21 protein-coding genes and 1 pseudogene are annotated in these 20,149 nt (G+C 70.2%); 12 read left to right on the forward strand and 10 right to left on the reverse strand.

Going from position 1 to position 20,149, the window contains the following annotated elements; genetic code table 11:
• The first annotated feature begins 3 nt into the window (after nucleotides 1–3).
• Together NAG42_RS27870 and NAG42_RS27875 are read left to right on the forward strand one after the other, a co-directional pair.
• Nucleotides 4–384: a YccF domain-containing protein gene (locus tag NAG42_RS27870; protein ID WP_250034693.1), complete on the forward strand. Its 381-nt coding sequence runs from the start codon at nucleotides 4–6 to the stop codon at nucleotides 382–384.
• A gap of 197 nt (nucleotides 385–581) precedes the next feature.
• Entirely contained in the window at nucleotides 582–1,247 is a 666-nt protein-coding gene (locus tag NAG42_RS27875) for a Bax inhibitor-1/YccA family protein (protein ID WP_250034694.1), read from the forward strand.
• Between the two features lie 86 nt (nucleotides 1,248–1,333).
• On the opposite strand, the gene NAG42_RS27880 is transcribed toward NAG42_RS27875, so the two are convergent.
• From NAG42_RS27880 to NAG42_RS27895, 4 genes are all read right to left on the reverse strand, one after another.
• A complete protein-coding gene (locus tag NAG42_RS27880; protein WP_250034695.1) occupies nucleotides 1,334–1,531 on the reverse strand; it encodes a hypothetical protein in 198 nt (65 codons plus the stop codon).
• A 17-nt stretch (nucleotides 1,532–1,548) separates the two neighbouring features.
• Nucleotides 1,549–1,881, reverse strand: coding sequence for a DUF2256 domain-containing protein (locus NAG42_RS27885; RefSeq protein ID WP_250034696.1), 333 nt, complete (start codon nucleotides 1,879–1,881; stop codon nucleotides 1,549–1,551).
• A gap of 270 nt (nucleotides 1,882–2,151) precedes the next feature.
• Nucleotides 2,152–2,925: a phosphotransferase gene (locus NAG42_RS27890; protein WP_250034697.1), complete on the reverse strand. Its 774-nt coding sequence runs from the start codon at nucleotides 2,923–2,925 to the stop codon at nucleotides 2,152–2,154.
• 44 nt (nucleotides 2,926–2,969) lie between these two features.
• On the reverse strand, nucleotides 2,970–4,133 hold the full coding sequence (locus tag NAG42_RS27895; RefSeq protein WP_250034698.1) for an ROK family protein: 1,164 nt from the start codon (nucleotides 4,131–4,133) through the stop codon (nucleotides 2,970–2,972).
• Nucleotides 4,134–4,180: 47 nt separating this feature from the next.
• Here NAG42_RS27895 and NAG42_RS27900 point away from each other — a divergent pair, with 47 nt between their 5' ends.
• The 6 genes from NAG42_RS27900 to NAG42_RS27925 all read left to right on the forward strand — a co-directional run bounded on the left by NAG42_RS27900 (nucleotide 4,181) and on the right by NAG42_RS27925 (nucleotide 11,886).
• Nucleotides 4,181–5,008, forward strand: a complete 828-nt coding sequence (locus tag NAG42_RS27900; RefSeq protein ID WP_250034699.1) for a LacI family DNA-binding transcriptional regulator — start codon at nucleotides 4,181–4,183, stop codon at nucleotides 5,006–5,008.
• A 116-nt stretch (nucleotides 5,009–5,124) separates the two neighbouring features.
• The gene (locus NAG42_RS27905; RefSeq protein WP_250034701.1) at nucleotides 5,125–6,438 is read left to right on the forward strand and encodes an ABC transporter substrate-binding protein; all 1,314 of its coding nucleotides are present in this window, start codon (nucleotides 5,125–5,127) and stop codon (nucleotides 6,436–6,438) included.
• A gap of 143 nt (nucleotides 6,439–6,581) precedes the next feature.
• Nucleotides 6,582–7,403 (forward strand): carbohydrate ABC transporter permease, encoded by an 822-nt coding sequence (locus tag NAG42_RS27910; protein WP_250034702.1) that lies wholly within the window; start codon nucleotides 6,582–6,584, stop codon nucleotides 7,401–7,403.
• Nucleotides 7,400–8,281 (forward strand): carbohydrate ABC transporter permease, encoded by an 882-nt coding sequence (locus NAG42_RS27915; protein WP_250034704.1) that lies wholly within the window; start codon nucleotides 7,400–7,402, stop codon nucleotides 8,279–8,281. Before NAG42_RS27910 ends, NAG42_RS27915 begins: the two co-directional genes overlap by 4 nt.
• A 103-nt stretch (nucleotides 8,282–8,384) precedes the next feature.
• Entirely contained in the window at nucleotides 8,385–10,820 is a 2,436-nt protein-coding gene (locus NAG42_RS27920) for a glycoside hydrolase family 2 protein (RefSeq protein ID WP_250034705.1), read from the forward strand.
• A 70-nt stretch (nucleotides 10,821–10,890) separates the two neighbouring features.
• Complete coding sequence (locus NAG42_RS27925; protein WP_250034707.1) at nucleotides 10,891–11,886, forward strand: glycosyl hydrolase; 996 nt, start codon at nucleotides 10,891–10,893, stop codon at nucleotides 11,884–11,886.
• Between the two features lie 52 nt (nucleotides 11,887–11,938).
• On the opposite strand, the gene NAG42_RS27930 is transcribed toward NAG42_RS27925, so the two are convergent.
• Together NAG42_RS27930 and NAG42_RS27935 are read right to left on the reverse strand one after the other, a co-directional pair.
• Nucleotides 11,939–12,883, reverse strand: a complete 945-nt coding sequence (locus NAG42_RS27930) for an alpha/beta hydrolase (RefSeq protein ID WP_250034708.1) — start codon at nucleotides 12,881–12,883, stop codon at nucleotides 11,939–11,941.
• 5 nt (nucleotides 12,884–12,888) lie between these two features.
• Nucleotides 12,889–13,194 (reverse strand): putative quinol monooxygenase, encoded by a 306-nt coding sequence (locus tag NAG42_RS27935; protein WP_250034709.1) that lies wholly within the window; start codon nucleotides 13,192–13,194, stop codon nucleotides 12,889–12,891.
• Nucleotides 13,195–13,622: 428 nt separating this feature from the next.
• Here NAG42_RS27935 and NAG42_RS27940 point away from each other — a divergent pair.
• Both NAG42_RS27940 and NAG42_RS27945 read left to right on the forward strand, forming a co-directional pair.
• Nucleotides 13,623–14,802 (forward strand): annotated as a pseudogene (locus tag NAG42_RS27940) (helix-turn-helix domain-containing protein).
• A 98-nt stretch (nucleotides 14,803–14,900) separates the two neighbouring features.
• On the forward strand, nucleotides 14,901–15,170 hold the full coding sequence (locus NAG42_RS27945) for a hypothetical protein (protein WP_250034711.1): 270 nt from the start codon (nucleotides 14,901–14,903) through the stop codon (nucleotides 15,168–15,170).
• A gap of 115 nt (nucleotides 15,171–15,285) precedes the next feature.
• Here the strand turns inward: NAG42_RS27945 and NAG42_RS27950 are convergent, their stop codons facing one another.
• Both NAG42_RS27950 and NAG42_RS27955 read right to left on the reverse strand, forming a co-directional pair.
• Complete coding sequence (locus NAG42_RS27950; protein WP_250034712.1) at nucleotides 15,286–16,131, reverse strand: ABC transporter permease; 846 nt, start codon at nucleotides 16,129–16,131, stop codon at nucleotides 15,286–15,288.
• Complete coding sequence (locus tag NAG42_RS27955) at nucleotides 16,128–17,102, reverse strand: ATP-binding cassette domain-containing protein (RefSeq protein WP_250034713.1); 975 nt, start codon at nucleotides 17,100–17,102, stop codon at nucleotides 16,128–16,130. Before NAG42_RS27955 ends, NAG42_RS27950 begins: the two co-directional genes overlap by 4 nt.
• Nucleotides 17,103–17,207: 105 nt before the next feature.
• On the opposite strand from NAG42_RS27955, the gene NAG42_RS27960 reads away from it, so the two are divergent.
• Both NAG42_RS27960 and NAG42_RS27965 read left to right on the forward strand, forming a co-directional pair.
• Nucleotides 17,208–18,002, forward strand: a complete 795-nt coding sequence (locus NAG42_RS27960) for a cyclase family protein (protein ID WP_250034714.1) — start codon at nucleotides 17,208–17,210, stop codon at nucleotides 18,000–18,002.
• Between the two features lie 103 nt (nucleotides 18,003–18,105).
• Entirely contained in the window at nucleotides 18,106–18,360 is a 255-nt protein-coding gene (locus NAG42_RS27965) for a hypothetical protein (protein ID WP_250034715.1), read from the forward strand.
• Here the strand turns inward: NAG42_RS27965 and NAG42_RS27970 are convergent.
• A complete protein-coding gene (locus NAG42_RS27970) occupies nucleotides 18,357–19,514 on the reverse strand; it encodes an alkaline phosphatase PhoX (protein WP_250034716.1) in 1,158 nt (385 codons plus the stop codon). The two genes, NAG42_RS27965 and NAG42_RS27970, sit on opposite strands and share 4 nt — an antisense overlap.
• A gap of 85 nt (nucleotides 19,515–19,599) precedes the next feature.
• Nucleotides 19,600–20,079, reverse strand: coding sequence for a septum formation initiator (locus NAG42_RS27975; protein ID WP_250034719.1), 480 nt, complete (start codon nucleotides 20,077–20,079; stop codon nucleotides 19,600–19,602).
• Between the last annotated feature and the right edge of the window lie 70 nt (nucleotides 20,080–20,149).

The following is a 20,149-nucleotide window of genomic DNA, read 5'->3' on the forward strand; positions in this document are numbered from 1 at the left end:
TCTGTGCGATTGATCCTGAACGTCCTCTGGTTCATCTTCGGCAGCGGCTTCGTGCTCGCGATCGGCTACGGCGTGGCCGCCCTCATCTGCTTCGCGCTGATCGTGACGATTCCCTTCGGGATCGCCTCGTTGCGGCTCGCGGTCTACGCGTTGTGGCCCTTCGGCCGTACGGTGGTCAGCCGCCCCACCGCGGGCCTCGGCTCCGGCGTCGGCAACATCATCTGGGTGGTCGTGGCCGGCTGGTGGCTGGCCCTCACCCACATCGTGGCCGGCGTCGCCCAGTGCGTGACCATCATCGGGATCCCGTTCGGCATCGCCAACTTCAAGCTCGTACCGGTCGCTTTCTGGCCCCTCGGCCGGGAGATCGTCGACCTCAGCGAGTGACGCGCACCGCATCGCGGCGCCGGGGAACGGGCGTGAGCTGCGCAGGTCTGCCGCCGGCGCGACCGTGACCGGTGACACCGCGCGCAGCGGCGCTGCGTCCCGGGCCGCCCGGGTACCACGCGCCCGACACCCGGGGCCGGAAAGACCAGGGACCTTCCCTGGGCCGGCCGGTGGGGACGAAGGGCCAGAGTGACGTCATGGACGACTCCATCGCGTACCCCCCGGCGGGCATCGCCGCCCGGGACCAGAGCCACATCCTGTTCGCCCAGACGATGCTCTTCGTCGCGGGCACCGCCGCCCTGTTCGCCTTCGGCGCCTATCTGGGGCGCGACCTCGGCGGCGGCACGGCCATCATCGCCTACATCGCCTCGTTTGCCGCCCTGATCGGCATGCAGTTCGCGGCCCGCCGCTCGCGGGAGCTCACGATCGGGCTGCTCGCCGCGTTCGGCCTGTTCATCGGTCTGGCCGTGGCGCCCACGCTGTCCTACTACGCCAGCCAGGACCCGCAGGCGCTGTGGCAGTCGGGCGGCGCGACAGCTCTGTTCATCGCGGGCTTCGGCGCGGCCGGCTACGCCACCCGGCGCGACCTGTCGGTGCTGGCCCGCTACGCCTTCTGGGCGCTGGTGGCGCTGATCGTCTTCGGCATCGTGCTCATCTTCGTGAACATCCCGAACGGCGCCCTGATCTACGCGGTGCTCGGCCTGGTCATCTTCGCCGTGCTGACGATGGTCGACTTCCAGCGCCTGCGCCGCAACACGGATCTCAACTCGGCCCCGCTGATCGCCGCGTCGATCTTCCTGGACATCCTCAACGTCTTCCTGTTCTTCCTGCAGATCTTCGGCGGCCGCTCCAACGACCGCTGACCAGCCGCCAGGACGCGCCGGCGACGAACGACCGTCAGGGCGCGCCGGCGAGGAGTCCGCCTCAGGTGCGGTGGTGGCCCAGCCGGTCAGTATCCGCCGTGGGACCCGCTGTCCCAGTCACCGGGCGTGGGGTCGTTACCGGTCCCGCCGGAGTCGCCGCCGCTGTTGTCGGCGACGCGCGGACGACCGCGGTTCCTGGCCCAGGAGATCACGCCGAGCACGATGACGGCGAGCAGGATCACGCCCAGGGCGATCGCACCGACCAGCTGAATGGTGGCAGTCATGGCGGCAGCGTAGACGCTCAGGTCGCGGTGATCTCGACGTCCCCGCGGGCGGTGCTGGGATCGACGGGACGCCCCTTCTGCGTCCACCGCACGCGGCCGGCGGCGGCGAGCCGGCGGGCCGCGCGCCGCACCTCCTCGCGCTCACCGTCGACGCCGGCGAGCGGGAAGCGCCGGGTCCGCCCGGCGGTGGCCAGGATCCGCGCCTCGAGCTCCCGGTCGCAGTCGCGCAAACCCCGTCGCCGGCACGCACTGCTGCACCAGCGCACCTGATCCCAGTCGTCGGCCCACGCCTTGCGCCAGGTGATCGCCCGCCCGCACGAGGCGCAGGTCTTGGGTTCCGGAGACGGCACAGAGCCGATCTTAAGCAGGGACCCCACGATCGCTGTGGGGAAGTGCGGGCCCAGCGCGCCGGCACCAGATTCTCGCGGTGCCCGTCTTGCCACCCCGCCTGCCCTGTGACGCATCGGCGATCATCTCGGTGAGGGGCGGAACCCATGGCACTGCCGGGAAAGAAGACGGGGCGCGTGACGCGGTCGCTGGACGCGACGTCGACGGAGATCGCCGCGTTGCGGTCGTCGCTCGGTGATGCCGCGCCGGAGAGCCGGAGGTAGCCCTCCCGGTCACGGCGACCAGAAGGCGTCGGGGAGGGTCCGGACGTCGGCGGCGGAGCGTTCGAGAAGGGCGGCGATGGGCAGCAGGGCGATCGAGGCCGGATCGCCGGCGCCGGCCATCCGGCGGATCACGGCGGCCTGGCGTTGCGCTCGCTGGGGGACCACGGCGCCGAGGACGCGGCGGTCGCCGGCGTAGCCATACGCGTCGAGCAGGAGATGCAGGCGGCGGGACCGCTCCCGCCGGTCCTGCTCGCTGACCGGGCCGCCGTCGTGCGGGGACGCCAGGGGGACCCAGGTCAGGGCGGAGAACGCCAGGTCCCAGTCGGGGGTGGACGGGCCGGCGACGTCCCAGTCGCAGAAGCCGATCAGCCGGTCGCCGTCGACCACCGCGTTGTACGGGGACGCGTCCTGATGGCCGATGATCAGACCCGGACCCATCGTGCCGCCGATGAACCAGTGCTCGTCCGGCGGCGGGGTGAAGCCGGCGGTCAGGTCGTGGACCCGGCGAAGCCACCGGCCGACCTGGGCCAGCATCGCGTCGGCCGACGCCCAGCCGGGCGGGGAGTCGCGGCCGGCGAAGGTCTCCCCGGGCAGATAGGTGAGCATCTCGCGGCCCTGGTCGTCGAAGCCGAGCGCGCGCGGTGCGGCGTCGAAGCCGGCCGCCTCCAGATGTCGCAACACCGCGTGCACGCTCGCCGTCCAGGGTGCGGCCCGCTTGTGGACGACGCCGTCGATCAGGACGGCGCCGGTCGTGTTGCCGCCGGGCAGGACGACTTCGGGCATGCACCGTGTGTAGCAGGCGCCGACCGGCGGGGACACCGAGTTTCTCAGCGGGCCGGCGCGGTGGGCGACGGGGTGTGGCCGGGGGCGATGGAGGCCTGCACCATCAGGGCGGCGGCGCCGATGGCGGCGGCGTCCCGGGGCTGGGCCGAGAGCTCCACGACGGTTTCGTGGCGGTGCCGGGCGTGGGCGGTCGCGGCCAGATGGGTGCGCAGGCGGCGGGCGTAGATCGACCCCGCCACCGCCATGCCGGGGCCGGTGAGCACGAGGCGGCCCAGGTCGAGCAGGTTGACCATCGAGGTGACGGCCACGGCCAGGTAGGCGGCGGCGCGGTCGACCAGCTCGAAGGCCTCGGGATCACCGCTCACGGCGGCCCGGGCCAGAACGTCGTACGCGCTGGGAACCGAGACCGGCAAGCGCAAGCGAGCCGCCAGGGCGTCGTCGGCGCGGGCGGCCTCGACGGTGGCGGCCATCGACGCGTAGCGCTCGACGCAGCCGGTGTTGCCGCAGGGGCACGGCCGTCCGTCGTACGCGATCGACAGGTGGCCCAGCTCGCCGGCGTCAAAGCTCGTGCCGCGGAACAGCGCGCCGCCGAAGACCAGGCCCGCGCCGACGCCGGTGGAGAGGTAGACACTGCCGAACGACTGGTCACGCGAGACGCGGCGGCTCCAGAACTCGCCCAGCGCGGCCGCCGCTGAGTCGTTCTCGATCAGCACCGGCAGGCCGAGGCGGTCGGCCAGCACCCTCGCCCAACCGGGGGCCACGCGGGCGGCCGGCGCGACCACGGCCAGGCCCTCGACGCGGTCGCGGGGCAGGTCGAGCCCGGCCGTGAAGTCGTCGAACCGGGTGGCCAGCAGCGCCGGCTCGGGCCGATCGCCGAGCGGGACCACCTCGCGGCCGACCACCCCGCCGGTCAGGTCGACGGCCACGCAGGTGACCGTTTCCGGTCCGAGGTGGAAGCCGATGCCGAAACGGCTGCCGGGGGCGATCGCCAGCAGCTTGCGGGGCGCGCCGCGCACCGAGTCGGCCGAGCCGGACTCGAGGATGACGCCGTCGGCGATAAGGTCGCGCACGATGACCGAGATGGACGGCTGGGTGAGACCGGTGAGCTCGGCCAGCTCGACCCGGCTGACCGCGGCCGCCGACCGGACCACGTCCACGACGAGGGCGCGGCTGCCCGGCCCGGCCGCGGGCGCTTCTCGACGTGCCATCAGTGCGTCCTTGTCTCGCTCGACTGCCCAGGCGCTACCGTACCTGGGTGACACAGGGGCAGCGGCGGGTCGGGCTCGTTCTCGCGCGTGCCTCGCGGGTGCTCGGCGAGGAGCCGTATTACCACGAGTTCCTCGAGGGGCTGGAGCGCGTGCTCACCCCGGCCGGGGTGTCGGTGCTGGTCACGGTGGTCACCGACCGGGCGGCCGAGAGCGCCGTCTATGAGCGCTGGGCCGCCCAGGGGCGCGTCGACGGTGTGGTGCTGGTCGACCTGGCGCCGGGCGACACCCGGGTCGAGCTGATCGCCCGGCTCGGCCTGCCGGCGGTGGTGCTGGGGGCGCCGTCGACCGCGCCGGGGCTGCCGACCGTGTGGACCGACGACGCCGGGTTCGCGCAGGAGGCCGTGCGGTTCCTGGCCGACCGCGGGCACCGGGTGATCGGGCACATCAGCGGGCCGCACACCTTCGCCCACACCCAGCTGCGGCAGGCGGGGGCCGAGACCGAGGCCGGCGTACGGGGTGTGGCTCTGCTGCGGGCCGAGGGCGATTACTCGTACGAGTCGGGGCGTGCCGCCACTGCCGCGCTCCTGCCTCAGGGGCCGACGGCGATCGTGTGCGACAACGATCTGATGGCCCTGGCCGCCCTCGACGAGCTGCGCGACCGTGCGCTCACCGTGCCCGGCGACGTCTCGGTCGTCGCGTGGGACGACTCGGCGTTGTGCCAGCTGGCCACGCCGCCGTTGTCGGCGATGAGTCACGACGTCGGGCGGATCGGGGAGCTGGCCGGGGGAGCTCTGCTCGACGCCCTGGCCGGGAAGCCGCCGGCCGTCTACGAGGCACCCGCCGCCCACATCGTGGCCCGAGCCAGCACGAACTGAACCCGTCGCCGACCTGCCGTTTCTCGATCCTGCGACCACTTAAATTATTAATCTATGGTTGACATGACGGCAATGTAGGTCACATGCTGGGCGCCCGACGACGAATGGGTAGCGGCATGATCAATAGACGGCACTTCCTCGAACTGGGCGTGGCGGCGACCGCCCTGGCGCTCGCGGCCGGATGCACCGGCGGCGCGGGCGGGGACGACGAGACGGGCACGACCGGCGGTGCGGTCACCGGCGAGATCACGGTCCTGACCAATCGCACCGACCTGGCCGAGACGACCCTTCCGGCGTACGCGAAGAGGTTCGAGGCCGAATACCCGGGCACCAAGGTCAGCTTCGAGCCGGTGACCAACTACGAGGGCGACGTCACCACCCAGCTCAGCTCGGGCGACTACGGCGACGTGCTGCTCATCCCCAACACGGTGGCCGTGGATCAGCTGGGGCAGTTCTTCGAGCCGCTCGGCAGCACCGCCGATCTGAAAGCGAAATACCGGTTCGTCGACGAGAAGGCGTTCGACGGGCAGGTCTACGGGCTGTCGATCGGCGGTGTGGCCAACGGGTTCGTCGTCAACAAGCGGATCTGGCAGCAGGCGGGCATCACCGCGCCGCCCGCGACGACCGACGAGTTCCTGGCCGGCCTGGCCGCGGTCAAGTCGAAGACCGGGGCGGTGCCGTTCTACACGAACTACAAGGACGGGTGGCCGCTGAGCTTCTTCAACAGCCAGCGGGCGATCGTGGCCGACCCCGCTATCAACGACAAGTTCCCGGCCGACCCCGCGCCCTGGCAACCCGGCAAGATCGAGTACGTCACCGACGGTCTCCTGTTCGACATCGTGCGCGGCGGTCTCAGCGAGAAGGACCCGCTCACCACGAACTGGGAAGGCTCCAAGCCGATGATCGCGACCGGCAAGGTGGCCACCATGTTGCTCGGCTCGTGGGCCGTGCCGCAGATGAAGGACGCGGCGAAGGCGGCCGGGGCGGATCCCGCGGACATCGCGTTCTGGCCGTTCCCGTATCAGAGCGGGGGCAAGTTCCACGCGCGCATCGAGGGTGACTACAAGGCGGCCGTGAGCAAGTCGTCGGACAACAAGGCGACGGCGCGGGCCTGGCTCGACTGGTTCGTGACCGAGTCGGGCTTCGCGGGCGACCAGGAAGCCATCCCGCCGGTCATCGGGCAGCCGCTGCCGGCGTCGCTCCAGGCGTTCCAGGACACCGGGGTCGAGCTGGTCGAGCTGCCGGCGGCGACCACCAACGCCGGCAAGGAGGACGAGATCATCAAGGACTCCGAGATCGACCTGGCCGGCCACATCTACCGGCAGAAGCTGGTGGACATCGCCCGTGGTGCGGCCAAGGGCTCCAAGGAGTCGTACTTCGCCGACCTGAACAAGCGGTGGGGCGAGGCGCAGCGGCGGGTCATGGGATGACGGCGCTGCCCTCGCGGCCGGAGTCGCGGGTTCCCCCGGTATTTCGCGCGGAATCGCGGGTTTCGCGGGCGGGCGCTTCGCCACCGGACCCGCCTCGGAGGAAGCGCCGGGTCGCGACGCACTGGCTCTATCTGGGCCCGGCCGTGGCACTGCTGATCACTTTCACGTACGTGCCGGTCGCGAACATGGTCTGGTACAGCTTCCACAAGTGGGACGGCCTCGACGTCACGATGGACCCGGTCGGCTGGGACAACTACGTACGGGTCCTGACCGACGAGCGCTACTGGCGGGTCTTCCTGATCAGCCTCTACTACTTCGTGGCGTCGTTCGCCCAGATCGCCATCGCGCTCTACTTCGCGGTGCTGCTGTCGTTCAACACCCGGTTCCGCAACCTGTTCAAGGGCATCCTGTTCTTCCCGTACCTGCTCAACGGCGTCGCCGTCGGGTTCGTGTTCCTGTACCTGTTCCAGCCGGGCGGCACGCTCGACAGCGTTCTCGAGCTCGTGGGGCTGGGGGAGCACACGCGGCTGTGGCTGGGCGATCCGGACGTCGCGAACATCTCGCTCGCGGGGACGTCGGTGTGGCGGTTCACCGGGTTGAGCTTCGTGCTCTTCCTGGGGGCCATCCAGTCGATCCCGGGCGAGATCTACGAGGCGGCGGATCTCGACGGGGCCAATCGGTGGCACCAGTTCCGGTACATCATCGCGCCGGGCATCCGCCGCATCATCAGCCTGAGCTTCATCCTGGCCATCTCGGGAAGCCTGGCCGTCTTCGAGATCCCGTTCATCATGACCGGCGGCGCGAACGGCACCCGCACGTTTGTCGTCCAGGCCTACGAGACGGCGTTCCAGTTCCGGCAGATCGGTCTCGCCTCGGCCATGGCCGTGGTGCTGCTGCTGATCGTCCTGCTGGTCACCTGGATCCAGCGCCGCCTGATCCCCGACGACGAGGTGAGCCTGTCATGACCCCCGGACGAGCGTCCACCGCGGCCCCGAGCCCTGGGTGGGGAGGTGGGCGGGGAGCGGCGAACGTGGCCGCGACCGGCAAGTACGCCTCCCTGGTCGTGGCGTCGGTGATCGTGCTGGTGCCGTTGGTCGTGGTGCTGTTCGCGGCGTTCAAGACCCACGCTGAATACAGCACCAGCGGACCGCTGACCCCGCCGCGGAACTGGCTGAACTTCGACAACTTCGCGACCGCCTGGTCCCAGGGGCACATGCTGCGCGGCTTCTGGAACACGACGGTCATCCTGGTGATCTCGCTGGCCGGCACCGTTTTCGTGGGCACGCTGGCGGCGTACGCGATCAGCCGTTTCTCCTTCGCCCTGAAGCGTGTCGTGCTGGGGATGTTCCTGGTCGCGGCGCTCGTGCCGGGCGTGACGACGCAGGTGGCGACCTATCAGATCGTCAAGTCGATGGGCCTGGTCAACACCCCGTGGGCGGCGATCGTGCTGTTCCTCGGCACGGACATCGTCTCGATTTACATCTTCATCCAGTTCATGCAGTCGATCCCGCGCAGTCTCGACGAGGCCGCGGTCATCGACGGCGCCAGCCGCTTCACCGTCTACCGCAAGGTGATCCTGCCGCTGATGCGCCCGGCCATCGCCACCGTCGTGATCATCAAGGGCATCGCCATCTACAACGAGTTCTACATCCCGTTCCTCTATCTGCGATCACCCGACCTGAACGTCATCTCCACCGCCCTGTTCCGCTTCAAAGGCCCGTACGGCGCCCAGTGGGAGACGATCGCGGCCTGCACGATGATCGTCATCCTCCCCACGGTCCTGATCTTCCTGCTGCTCCAGCGCTTCATCTACAACGGCGTGACCGCCGGAGCCACCAAGTGACCACGTCGCCGCAGCTCCCACGCCCGCCGCGAGAGCTGTCGCGAGCGCGGTATGCGCCTCTGAGCACCGAATCGAACCATCGTGTCCCGGCAGGAGCCATGAAATGAGCAAAGTCAGTCAAGACCTGGCGGGAACCTGGACCTTGAGCGGGCCGCCCGGAGAGATAGCGGCGACGGTTCCCGGCTGTGTGCACACGGATCTGCTCGCCGCGGGCAAGATCGTGGACCCGTTCCTGGGCGAGAACGAGAAGGCTGTCGACTGGGTCGGCCGGGCGAACTGGGTGTACGAGCGCGACATCGCCTGGGACGGGGAACGGCCGGACCGGATCGAGCTGGTCTTCGACGGGCTCGACACGGTGGCCGACATCGACCTGGACGGCGTGGTTCTCGGGTCGACGAGCAACATGCACCGGAGCTACCGGTTCGACGTGACCGACCTGCTGGGTGCCGGGGTGGGCCGGCTCCGGGTGCGGTTCACGTCGGCCTACACCGAGGCGGAACGGCTTCAGGCGCAGCTGGGACCGCGGCCGAACGCCTATCCGGAGCCGTTCAACTTCGTGCGCAAGATGGCGTGCAGCTTCGGCTGGGACTGGGGCCCGACCCTGGTCACCGCGGGCATCTGGCGTGGGGTGCGCCTCGAGGGCTGGACCACGGCGCGGCTGAGCGAAGTCAAGCCCCTGTGCACGTTCGCCGACGGGTGTGGACGCCTCGATCTGAGCGTTTCGATCGACCGAGCACAAACACGCGGTCTGCGGATGCGCGTTCTGCTCGACGGTCGCCAGGCATATGACGGGTCGTACGCCGAAACGCTCACCATCGATGTCGACGGCGTTCAACCGTGGAACCCGCGCGGCTACGGCGATCCCAGCCTGCATGACTTGACCGTGCTGCTGCTGGACGGTGATTCCGAGCTCGATCGGTGGGAGCAGCGCACCGGCTTCCGGGCTGTCCGCATCGACGAGACCGATGGGCAGTTCGTCTTCCACGTCAACGAGCAGCCGGTGCTCGTGAAGGGCGTGAACTGGATCCCGGACGACATCTTCCCGTCGCGGATGACCCGCGAGCGGTATGCGCACCGGCTCGGCGAGGCGGCCGCGGCCGGCGTCAACCTCGTACGGGTGTGGGGTGGCGGCATCTATGAGAGCCGCGACTTCTACGAGGTGTGCGACGAGCTCGGGCTCCTGGTGTGGCAGGACTTCCTGTTCGCCTGCGCCTGCTATCCGGAGGAGGAGCCGCTGCACTCCGAGGTCGTGGCGGAAGCCCGCGAGAACGTCGTGCGATTGTCGCCGCATCCCAGTCTGGTGGCGTGGAACGGCAACAACGAGAACCTGTGGCTCCACGGCGCGGACGACTGGGCCTCACGGCCGGGCGGCGACCGCAGCTGGGGCGAGACGTACTACCTGAAGACGCTGCCCGACATCGTCTCCACGCTGGATCCGACCCGTCCCTACATGGCGGGCAGCCCGTGGTCGGGGTCGTGGGAGCACGAGCCCAACTCGACCGAGGTGGGCACGTTCCACTCGTGGGACGTCTGGAACCGGGAGGACTACCTGCACTACCGCGACTCGACGCCCCGGTTCGTGGCCGAGTTCGGCTGGCAGGCCCCGCCGGCCTGGCGCACGCTGCGCGAGGCAGTGACCGACGAGCCGATGCGCCCCGACTCACCCGGCGTCCGGCACCACCAGAAGGCGATCGACGGCAACGCCAAGCTCGCCCGCGGCCTGGCTCACCACTTCCCCGAACCCGGCCGTTCCGAGCTGGGCGGCCCTGAAGCGCGCGGTACTGAGGCTTGGCATTTCCTCGCTCAGCTCAATCAGGTGCGCGCGGTGCGGACCGGGATCGCCCACTGGCGATCGCACTGGCCGCACACGGCGGGGACGATCCTGTGGCAGCTCAACGATCTGTGGCCGGTCATCTCGTGGGCGGCCATCGACGGGGCGGGGCGGCACAAGCCGCTCTACTTCGAGATGCGGTCGCTGTACGCGGGGCGCGCGGTGACCATCCAGCCGCGCGGCGGTGGGTTGGTGGTGGCCGTTATGAACGATCGCCCGGAACCGCTCAGGGAAACTGTTCGGATCGCGCGCATGGACATCCACGGTGCGGAAGTAGGCGTGTCCGAGACGGTCGTCGAGGTGGCGCCCCGGTCGAACCAGCTGGTTCCGATCCCGGCTGAGTTGACGGCGGAGGGCGCTGACCCGTCCGACGTTCTGGTCGCGCACGTGGGAGATGTACGGGATCTGTGGTTCTTCCGGGATTTTCATCTCGAGGATCCGGAGCTGACGGTCACCGTGGACGCCGTCCCGGACGGACTCGACGTGACTGTGCGAGCGGGCGGACTCGCGCGTGACGTGCTTCTGCAGCCCGACCGCCTCCATCCCGGCGCCACCGTGGATCAAGGCTTCGTGACCCTGCTCCCGGGTGAGGTCACCACGTTCCACGTTCGCGGCCCGGCGGTCCCCGACGCCGAGCTCATCCAAGCCCCGTGGGTCCTGACCGACCTCGCGACGGTCCTGCGGCACGAACGGCCGGCGCAACCCTGAGACGCCGTCCCCCCACGGAAAGGGCAGGACAAGCAGTAAGTCGCCGTCCCCCAACGGAAAGGACATCCCCATGAAGATCCCCCGGCCCGTGCTGGCCGTCGGCGCCATCACGGCGCTGCTCGGTGCGGGCATGGTCCATCAGGCCGGTGACGCTTCGGCGTTCGCGGCCACACCCAAGAGCACAGTGATCAACTATCTGCGGTCGATCAGTGGTACGTCGATCGTCTCCGGGCAGCACAACAAGGAACCAGCCTCGGCGCCGGGTGCCTACACGCAGCAGGTGCATGACGTCACCGGGCAGTGGCCGGGGCTGTGGGGCGGGGACATGATGTTCCGCGCCGACGACGTCAACAACCGGCAGCGGGTGGTCGACCAGGCCAAGACGGAGTGGCGCAACGGGTCGCTCGTCGCGCTCACCTGGCACGCGTGTTCGCCCACGGCCGGGCGCACGTGTGAGTTCGACGGTGGCGTCAAGACCCGCATCTCGGACAGTCAGTTCCAGCAGGTGGTCACCGGCGGCACCGCGCTCAACCAGACCTGGCGCAGCCGGATGGCCGAGGTCGTCCCCTACCTGCGGCAGCTCAAGGACGCCGGGATCCCGGTGCTGTGGCGGCCGTTCCACGAGATGAACGAGACGTGGAACTGGTGGGGCGGCCGCCCCGGTGCCAACGGCGGGGCGAAGATCTTCCAGCAGATGAAGGACTACTTCGACAGCCAGGGCCTGGACAACCTGATCTGGGTGTGGAACGTGCAGGACAACCCGGCCGGCGGCTGGTCCTCGTACTATCCGGGCGGCAACTATGTCGACGTCGTCTCGCTGGACGCCTGGTACAAGGCGTACCCGTCGGCCGCGGACTATCAGCAGACGCAGTCGATCGCCGCGGGCAAGCCGATCGCGATCGCCGAGATGGGCAAGGTGCCCGACAGTGCCCTGCTCACCAGTCAGACCCGGTGGGCGTACTTCATGATCTGGTCGGAGCAGCTTCGCGGCAGCAACACCAACGCCGAGATCCAGGCCGGGTATTACCATCCCCGGGTGCTGAACCAGGGCGAGGTCCGCTTCTGAGGTACGGGCGGTGGCGCGACCGGTCGCGCCACCGCCCGTTGCGGCGCAGCGGTCAGGCGGTCAGCCGGCGGCGCAGCCAGGCGGTCCGGGTGCCGCGGGCGTCGGCCGACAGCGGAGCGTCGGGGAACAGCGCGTCGAAACCGTGGAAGCCGCCGTCCCAGATGTGCAGGTCGGCCCGGCCGCCGACGGCCCAGATGCGGAACGCGTACGTCACGTCCTCGTCGCGGAACACCTCGGCCGAGCCGGCGTCGAGGTAGGTGGGCGGCAGGTCGGAGAGGTCGCTCGCCAGCGCGGGGGAGACGTACTCCGGCACGACCTCACCGGTCAGCCCGGCCAGCACCGAGCGCCAGCCGAAAGCGTTCATCTCGCGGGTCCAGACGCCGGGGGTGCCGGAGAACTGGCGGCTCGACGTGGTGGCGTTGCGGTGGTCGAGCATCGGGCCGATCAGCACCTGCGCGGCGACGGCCGGGCCGCTGCGGTCGCGGGCCATCAGCGTGACCCCGGCGGCCAGCCCGCCGCCCGCGCTGGCCCCGGCCACAACGATGCGCGACGGGTCGATGCCCAGCTCGGCGGCGTGCTGGGCCACCCAGAACAACCCCTGGTAGGCGTCGTCGACCAGCGCGGTGCCACCGGATTCCGGGGCCAGGCGGTAGTCGACCGACACGACGACCGCGCCGAACTCGTCCAGCCACTCCAGCGGGATGTCGATCTGGGAGTAGCGGTTGCCCATCACCATGCCGCCGCCGTGGATCCAGTAGACGCAGGGGGCGCCGTCGGGCTCGGGCGGGCTGAGGATCGTCAGGGGCAGCGGTGCGCCGTCCGGGCCGGGGATGGTGACCTCCCGCCGGGTGACCGCGCGGCCCTCGAGGAGCGGTTCGATGGCCGGCGCCGCGAACGGCCGGATCTGGGCGAGGGTCTCCCGGTCGAGACCCGGGAGGGCCGGCAGGCCGGCGAGGAGCGTACGGAGCTGAGGGTCGATCTCGGTCGGTGTCGGCATCAGGATCAGAACGCAGCCTTGCCGCCGAGCGGCACCTCGTCGGTGTACTCGGACTCGCCGGTCAGCAACTCCTGCAACGCGGCGACGAAAGCCCGTGCCCGTGCGCTGCCGAAGAACGCGCTGTGCGCCTGCTGGCTGGTCCACCCCTCGGTGACGTGGACGACGTCCGGGTTGCCGGCCGACCGGCCGACGAGGAAGACGACACAGTTCTCGTCGGGCAGGGACGGAGCATCCAGGAGCAGTTTGACAACCTCGTCGCCACGACCGGCCTGGGCGGTCATCGTGGCGTGAAATCCGTGGGTGACGGTCATGCGCAGTGGCCTCCTTCAAGACCACTCGATCGAATCACCCGGACCGGGGCGAGCGGGAGAACGATCCTGCCGAATCCTTGCCCGATCCTCTCGACCGCCCGGCTCAGGCGGCGATCCGGCCGGCGCCGCGGCGTACCCGAAAGTCAGACCCTGGCCGATGGTGGCGCCCGGCCCCGGATGGACGCGACCGCACGCGCGTCCGTCCGGTGACCGGCATCGGGAACGGCGCGGTCAGCGCGGGCGGGCGCAGTCGGCACCCGATCGGCGTACGTCGAAGGGTCTCCGGGTCTCGGCTCCATCGCGCTTCGCTCTGGAAGGCTCACGCCGGTGGCGGCGGGTGCTCGCGGATCCACCCGAGGTACCGTCGATCTCGGCGGCCGGTTGTAGCGGCCGGCCGCCACACCCTGACCGCTACCAGGGGTGAACAGATGACCGACTCCGCCGGCCGCTTCGCAAGCGAGCTCCGCCGTCTTCGTGCCGACCGAGGCCTCTCCTATCGTGCCCTCGCGGACCGGGCGAACCAGGGGAAGAGCTACATCGAGGACCTGGAGAAAGGGCGCAAGCCGCCGAACGTCGCAGTCGCGGCCAACCTCGACAAGGCCCTGGGCGCGGGCGGCCAGCTGGTCGCCACGCTACAAGGCGTCGAAGTCGACGACTGCTTCAGCGCCGAGATGGAAGCGCTCGAGCTGTCCCGGCGGGTCACAGCCTCAGACGTCAGCACCGAGACCCTCGATCGGCTGGAACACGCCGCCGACACCATGGCGATGGCCTACGCCACCATCCCGCCCGATCAGCTGCTTCCCCGCGTACGCCGCCATCTGGAGTACGTCGGGACGCTCGTCGACGCCAGGAAGACACTCGCGCAGCATCAGCGGCTGCTCGTCGTCGGCGGCTGGTTCTCGCTGCTTCGAGCCACGCTCCACATCGACCTCCGACAGAGCGGCGCGGCGTCCGCCTATCTCGACACCGCGGCCCATCTGGCCGAGCAGACCGGCCACGCGGAGATCGCTGCCTGGTGTCTCGAGACCCGGGCATGGGACGCCCTCACCGCCGGCGACTTCCGCCGTGCTCTTGAGCTGTCCCAGCACGCTCAAGGCGTCGCGCCGGCCGGCGGGTCCGCGATCATCCAGGCGACCGCCCAGGAGGGACGCGCCTGGGCCCGCCTGGGCGATCGCCGGCAGACCGGCCGGGCCCTCGATCGTGTGGAACGGATGGCCGAGCTCAAGACGCCGCCAGAACACCCTGAGCACCACTACCAGTACGACCCGGCAAAGGCACACTCGTATGCCGCAACGACGCTGGCCTGGGCCGGTGACCCAGCCGCGGAGAGTGCGGCGCGTGAGGTGATCGCGGAGCTGGAGGACGAGGGAGCGCGACCCCGCCGGATCGCCTCCGCGCAGCTGGACCTCGGCCTGGCGCTGCTGGCCGGCGGTAAGCCCGATGAGGCCGCCGACGCCGCATCCCAGGCGATCGCGTCCGGCCGGATCGTCCCGTCGAACTGGGTGGCGCGCGGCCGAGGTTGTCACCGGAGTGCACAGCGCCGGCATAGCCGAGAGTCGAGACCTGCACCAACTCGCGCTGATGTACCGCCCGGAGCTTTCCTCGTAGCTGTCCGCCTTTTTGCGGACAGGCGGACACCGCTGGCGGACAGCCAGAACCTCCACACTGCGTGATCGGTCGTCCACGATCAGGCGCGAAGGCGGCGGGTGATCGCCGAGCGGGTCGGCTGGCCGGTCGGGGCAGTGGAGGCCTGCGAGCGTATCGAGGAGCTGCGTCCGGGCCTACGCGTCGGATGGTTCAGCGAGAACACGACGCGTGGCTTCGAATGCCCGGCCGGCTTCTACGCCTGGCTCGACGGCGACGACCCCGGCACGACCGTCTACCCGACCGACGGGCCGCCGCGCTGGATCAAGCGGCACGAGTGGTACGGCCCGACGCCTGAGGCGCTGGAAGAGGCACTGAGCACGTGGCCGTGACCGATCTGCCCTCCTGGGGCCGCGCCGAGATCGCCGTACGGCTCGGCGTGCACCGCAGCCGGGCGTGCTGACCAATGTATTCGCAGCTCAAAGACCAGGCCCGAGTTCCCCCCACCTACTTGCGGTTGTAGAGGCGCATGGTGAGGGTGCCGAAGATCAGGACCAGGATGGCGCTGGCGGCGAGGGTCCACATGGTCTCGGCCATGTCGGGGGTGCCGGCCATGATGGAGCGGATGGCGGTCACCAGGTGGGTGATGGGGTTGACCTGGACGAAGGCCTGAAGCCAGCCGGGCATGGTGCTGGGCTCGACGAAGACGTTGCTGAGGAAGGTCAGCGGGAACAGGACGAGCATGCTGACGCCCATGACGGATTTCTCGGAGCGCAGGAAGAGGCCGAACATCGTCCAGATCCAGGAGAACGCGAACGAGAAGACGACCAGCAGCGCGATGCCGGCGAGGACGCCGAGGAGGCCGCCCTCGGGGCGGAAGCCCAGGATCAGGCCGACGACCATGATCGTGGTGGCGGCCAGGATGTAGCGCAGGACGTCACCGAAGATCATGCCGACCAGGGCGGCCGGGCGCCAGACCGGCAGCGTGCGGAAGCGGTCGAAGACGCCTTTCTCGATGTCGGTGTTGAGGCCGACGCCGGTGTACATCGTGATCATCACGACGCTGGTGACCATGATGCCGGGCAGGAAGAACTGCAGGTATTCGCTCGTCGAGCCGGCCAGCGCGCCGCCGAACAGATACGTGAACATCAGCGTCATGATGATCGGGAACGCGGTGACGTCGAACAGCTGCTCGGGCACGTGCTTGATCTTCAGCAGGGCTCGCCAGCCGAACGTCAGCGACGCCGACAGGGCGCTCGGGCGCTTGGGGCGGTCGGCCCGCGCCAGCACCGCGCCCAACGTGTCCCGCGACGGCGCATAGGTGGAGACGGGCTCGGCAGTGTCGGTGCTCATGCGGGAACCTCCTGCGGGGCGGGAGAGTCGGTCAGGGCCAGGAACACCTCGTCGAGACTGGGCTGGCCGAGGGAGAAGTCGTCGACCACGATGCCCGCCTCGGCCAGCCGGGCCAGCGCCCGCGACGCCAGCTCGGCGGCGCCCTGATCGGAGCCGGCCTCGGCGCGCGCGGTCAGCGCCAGCGGATCGGAACCCTGCTGCACGGTGGTGCCGAGCACCGACGCCAGCAACCGCTCGGCCTCGGGTCGCTGGGCCGCGTCTCTCAGCCGGACGTGGACGGTGCCCGCCCCGATCGAGGACTTCAGCTCGCCCGGAGTGCCCTCGGCGATCACCCGGCCGTGGTCGATCACCGCGATGCGCCCGGCCAACTGGTCCGCCTCGTCGAGATACTGCGTGGTCAGCAGGACGGTCGTGCCCGCCGCGACCACGATCCGGATGATGTCCCACACCTGGTTGCGGCTGCGTGGGTCGAGGCCCGTGGTCGGCTCGTCGAGGAAGAGCAGATCGGGGGTGTTGAGGATGCTGGCGGCGATGTCGATGCGCCGCCGCATGCCGCCGGAGTATTTCTTGACCTGACGGCCGGCCGCCTCGGTGAGCCCGAACGCGGCCAGCAGCTGGGCCGACCGATCGCGCGACTGTGCTTTGGTGTGGCCGAGCAACCGGGCCAGCAGCACCAGATTCTCGCTGCCGGTGAGGTCCTCGTCGACCGATGCGTACTGCCCGGTCAGGCTGACCCGGCTGCGCACGGTGTCGGCCTCGCGCACCACGTCGTGGCCGAAGATCCGGGCCGAGCCGCCGTCGGGTCGCAGCAGCGTGGCGAGCATGCGGACCACAGTGGTCTTGCCGGCGCCGTTGGGGCCGAGCAACCCGTAGACCGTGCCGGGGGCGACCGTCAGGTCGACGCCGGCGACAGCGGTGTTGTCCCCGAATGTCTTGATGAGACCGGCGGTCTCGATGGCCGGTGCGGTCATGGCTTGTCCCTCCGTTGGGCGTGGGCCACATCTTCGCGTGAGGGTACGACAAGTTTCGAAACAGCGAGCACCCCGCCGGGCGCGGACAGGCGTTAGATTGCGACGATGTGCGTCGACAAAGTGACTCGTCGTTCCCTGCTCTTCGGCGCGGCGGCCACGACCGCCGCGGTCACGCTGCCCGCACCGGCCCAGGCCGCTGCCCCGAAACGCCCGAAGTCGGGCCTGCAGGACCTCACCCATCCGGTGAGCCCGTCGTTCCCCGCCTTCGAGCCGGGGGAGGAGCCGTCCAGCCGGGTCGCGACGTCGATCCCGGACGACGGCTACTACATGCGCGAGTGGACGATCCTCGAGCACTTCGGCACCCACGTCGACGCGCCGGCCCACTTCACCGCGGGCGGGCGGACGTCGACCGAGCTCTCGCTGCGCGAGCTGATCAGCCCGGCCGTGGTCATCGACATCGCGCGGCGGGCCGCCCGTGAGCCCGACACCACGGTCACGGTGGCCGACCTGGTGGCCTACGAGCGGCGGTACGACCGGATCCCGCGCGACGCCGCCGTCCTGCTCGACAGCGGCTGGGCGGCCCGGGCCGGGAGTGTGGACGCCTACCGGGGCACCGACGCCGAGGGCACGCTGCACTTCCCGGGTTTCAGCGTCGACGCCTGCGAGTGGCTGCTCACCAAGCGGCGCATCCGCTGCCTCGGCGTGGACACGCTCAGCATCGACCCGGGCATCTCGACCGGGTTCGAGACCCACCTGGCGCTCACTGGGGCCGACCGTTACGGCGTGGAGAACCTCGCCCATCTGGACCGCGTCCCCCGCCGCGGGGCCACCCTGACCGTCGGTCTGATCCCCTACGAGAACGGATCCGGCGGCCAGGCCCGTGTCTTCGCGAGCTGGTAGGGAACCCGGGAAATCAGAAGAAGTGAAGATCTCTCGAACCGAATGACACGTCCGCGACGTACAGTGCGATCGGGAGCATACGTGCTTCGACGAGGAGGTCGGGATGAGCACCGAGGACAAGCGCAGGGAGTTCGACGACATCGTCGCCCGCCTGACCACGGATTACCCCGCGCTGAGCCGCGCGCCCTGGCCCCGCTGGCCCCGCCCGGTGCTGATCACCGTGCTGGTCACCGCGGGCGTCGTCTGGGGTTTTCTCTCCGTGGCCATGGTCGCCTGGGGTCTGCGGGGTCTGGCGCTCACCGCAGCGGTCGTGATCACCGCCGCGGTGGCCGCCGTCATGGACGCCCGAAAACCCTAGCGAAAGGGCCCCGTCACGCAGTACGTGATGCCCCCGGAGGACGCTCCGGAGGTTCCGCGCTGCGACGAGAAATAGAGCCGGTTCCCGGCCGGGGTGAAGGCCGGACCGGTGATCTCCGATGACCCCTGCCCGGTCACCCGCAGGAAGACCGAGATCTTGTCGTCCGGCGTGATCAGGCAGATGTCCATCGTCCCGCCGTCCTCGGCGACGTAGAGGTCGCCCGACGCCGTCCCGGTGACGTTGTCGACCCCGGTCAGCGGGGCCGTGCCCGAGCTGACCAGGCTGTCGTCGTAGGCCAGCTCGTAGGTGCCGGTGGCCAGGTTGACCTGCCAGACCCGGTTGTCGCCCTTGGTGGTGAACCAGACCGTGTCGTTCGCGTAGTGGCAGCCCTCGCCACCGTTGAACGACTTCGCGCCGGACACCTGGTTGCGGGTCGCGGTCGGGGAGCCGTCCGGGTCGGGCACGTCGGCCCAGGCGAATGTGCCCGAGGTGGCGCTGCCCGCGCGGAACACCTGCAGCCGGCCGGCCGACAGGTCGCCCCAGGTGGCCGGGATGAACCGGTAGAACTTCCCGTTGGTCTCGTCCTCGGTGAGATAGACGACCCGGCGTACGGGATCGGCCGCGGCCGCCTCGTGCTTGAACCGGCCCATCGCGGGCCGCACCACGGCCGTCCCGCCAAGGGGGTAGGTCTCCCAGACCCGCCCGAGGCTGACCTCCTCGCACGACAACCAGGTGTTCCACGGTGTCTTGCCGCCCGCGCAGTTCTGGTTGGTGCCGCTCAGGATGCGCGACGCGCCGGTGACCTGCCCGCTGGAGTTGAAGACGATCCGGGACGCGCCGCCGCCGGCCGACGAGGACACCTCGGAGTTCGAGACGTAGATCCAGCCGGTGCCGTTGGGGACGACCGCGCCACCGTCGGGCGCGTCGTGCCAGACGTACGACGTGCCGGGCACCGCTTGCCGCGAGCGCGCCACCACCTGGCTGGTGAAGCCGGCCGGCAGCTGGATGCCGTTGGCGTCGGCCGCCCGCAGTGCTCCGTAGGGCCCGGTCGCGTTCTGCGCCGGGGCCGCGTACGCCGCGGGCCAGGCGGTGAACGGCAGCGCGAGTCCACCGGCTCCGGCGACGGTGGCGCGCAGCAGGGAACGTCGGTCCATGAATCCTCCTCGAGGGTCGCTCCCCGCGAAGCCTTCTGGGTGCCCCTGGCCGCCGGGTGAACGGCACGCTACCTATTGACGGCGGTCAATCGTCATCGCCGCCGTGCTGCTCGCGCCGAGGCACGCCGCCGGCGCAGGAGAACCTGAACTCGTAGCGGCCGCCGGACCCCTCGAAGCGGACCTCCACGTCGTCGTCCGGCCCCCGGTCGTAATCCTTCACCCGATAGCCCGGTGCTGGGGCCCAGCTGTCGAGATATGCCTGGCCGCCGGGCTCGCAGTGCACGGTCACGGTGCCGCCGGGGCTGGGAAACACGGCCCGCGCGGGACGCGCGCCCGAAACCGGCGGCGAAACGGACGGCGACGGCGACGGCGGCGCGCCGGAGGCTGGCGGGGTGGCCGCGGCCAGCTGCCGGGTCACCTCGTCCGGACTGAGCACCCCACCCTGCGTACCGGTCAAGCTGTCACCCACCAGGCGGATGCCGCCCAACCCGGCCAGGGTCGCGACCAGGGCCGCGGCCAGCCACCCGGCGGCGACGACGACGGGACGCGGTGGTTGCGAACGCATGATCCGAACTATGCCCGACGCTTCGCTAAGACTGTCTCGGCGCCGCCCTAAAGGAAGGTAAAGAGCGCCG

Origin of the sequence: Paractinoplanes maris (assembly GCF_023544465.1) — a bacterium.
GTDB lineage: Bacteria > Actinomycetota > Actinomycetes > Mycobacteriales > Micromonosporaceae > Actinoplanes > Actinoplanes maris.

Coding starts and splice junctions, on each gene's coding strand:
- NAG42_RS27880 (WP_250034695.1), bottom strand. CDS start 1,531: ATGACTGCCACCATTCAGCTGGTCGGTGCGATCGCCCTGGGCGTGATC.
- NAG42_RS27960 (WP_250034714.1), top strand. CDS start 17,208: ATGTGCGTCGACAAAGTGACTCGTCGTTCCCTGCTCTTCGGCGCGGCG.
- NAG42_RS27965 (WP_250034715.1), top strand. CDS start 18,106: ATGAGCACCGAGGACAAGCGCAGGGAGTTCGACGACATCGTCGCCCGC.
- NAG42_RS27905 (WP_250034701.1), top strand. CDS start 5,125: ATGATCAATAGACGGCACTTCCTCGAACTGGGCGTGGCGGCGACCGCC.
- NAG42_RS27950 (WP_250034712.1), bottom strand. CDS start 16,131: ATGAGCACCGACACTGCCGAGCCCGTCTCCACCTATGCGCCGTCGCGG.
- NAG42_RS27920 (WP_250034705.1), top strand. CDS start 8,385: ATGAGCAAAGTCAGTCAAGACCTGGCGGGAACCTGGACCTTGAGCGGG.
- NAG42_RS27890 (WP_250034697.1), bottom strand. CDS start 2,925: ATGCCCGAAGTCGTCCTGCCCGGCGGCAACACGACCGGCGCCGTCCTG.
- NAG42_RS27955 (WP_250034713.1), bottom strand. CDS start 17,102: ATGACCGCACCGGCCATCGAGACCGCCGGTCTCATCAAGACATTCGGG.
- NAG42_RS27930 (WP_250034708.1), bottom strand. CDS start 12,883: ATGCCGACACCGACCGAGATCGACCCTCAGCTCCGTACGCTCCTCGCC.
- NAG42_RS27970 (WP_250034716.1), bottom strand. CDS start 19,514: ATGGACCGACGTTCCCTGCTGCGCGCCACCGTCGCCGGAGCCGGTGGA.
- NAG42_RS27895 (WP_250034698.1), bottom strand. CDS start 4,133: ATGGCACGTCGAGAAGCGCCCGCGGCCGGGCCGGGCAGCCGCGCCCTC.
- NAG42_RS27975 (WP_250034719.1), bottom strand. CDS start 20,079: ATGCGTTCGCAACCACCGCGTCCCGTCGTCGTCGCCGCCGGGTGGCTG.
- NAG42_RS27875 (WP_250034694.1), top strand. CDS start 582: ATGGACGACTCCATCGCGTACCCCCCGGCGGGCATCGCCGCCCGGGAC.
- NAG42_RS27935 (WP_250034709.1), bottom strand. CDS start 13,194: ATGACCGTCACCCACGGATTTCACGCCACGATGACCGCCCAGGCCGGT.
- NAG42_RS27925 (WP_250034707.1), top strand. CDS start 10,891: ATGAAGATCCCCCGGCCCGTGCTGGCCGTCGGCGCCATCACGGCGCTG.
- NAG42_RS27915 (WP_250034704.1), top strand. CDS start 7,400: ATGACCCCCGGACGAGCGTCCACCGCGGCCCCGAGCCCTGGGTGGGGA.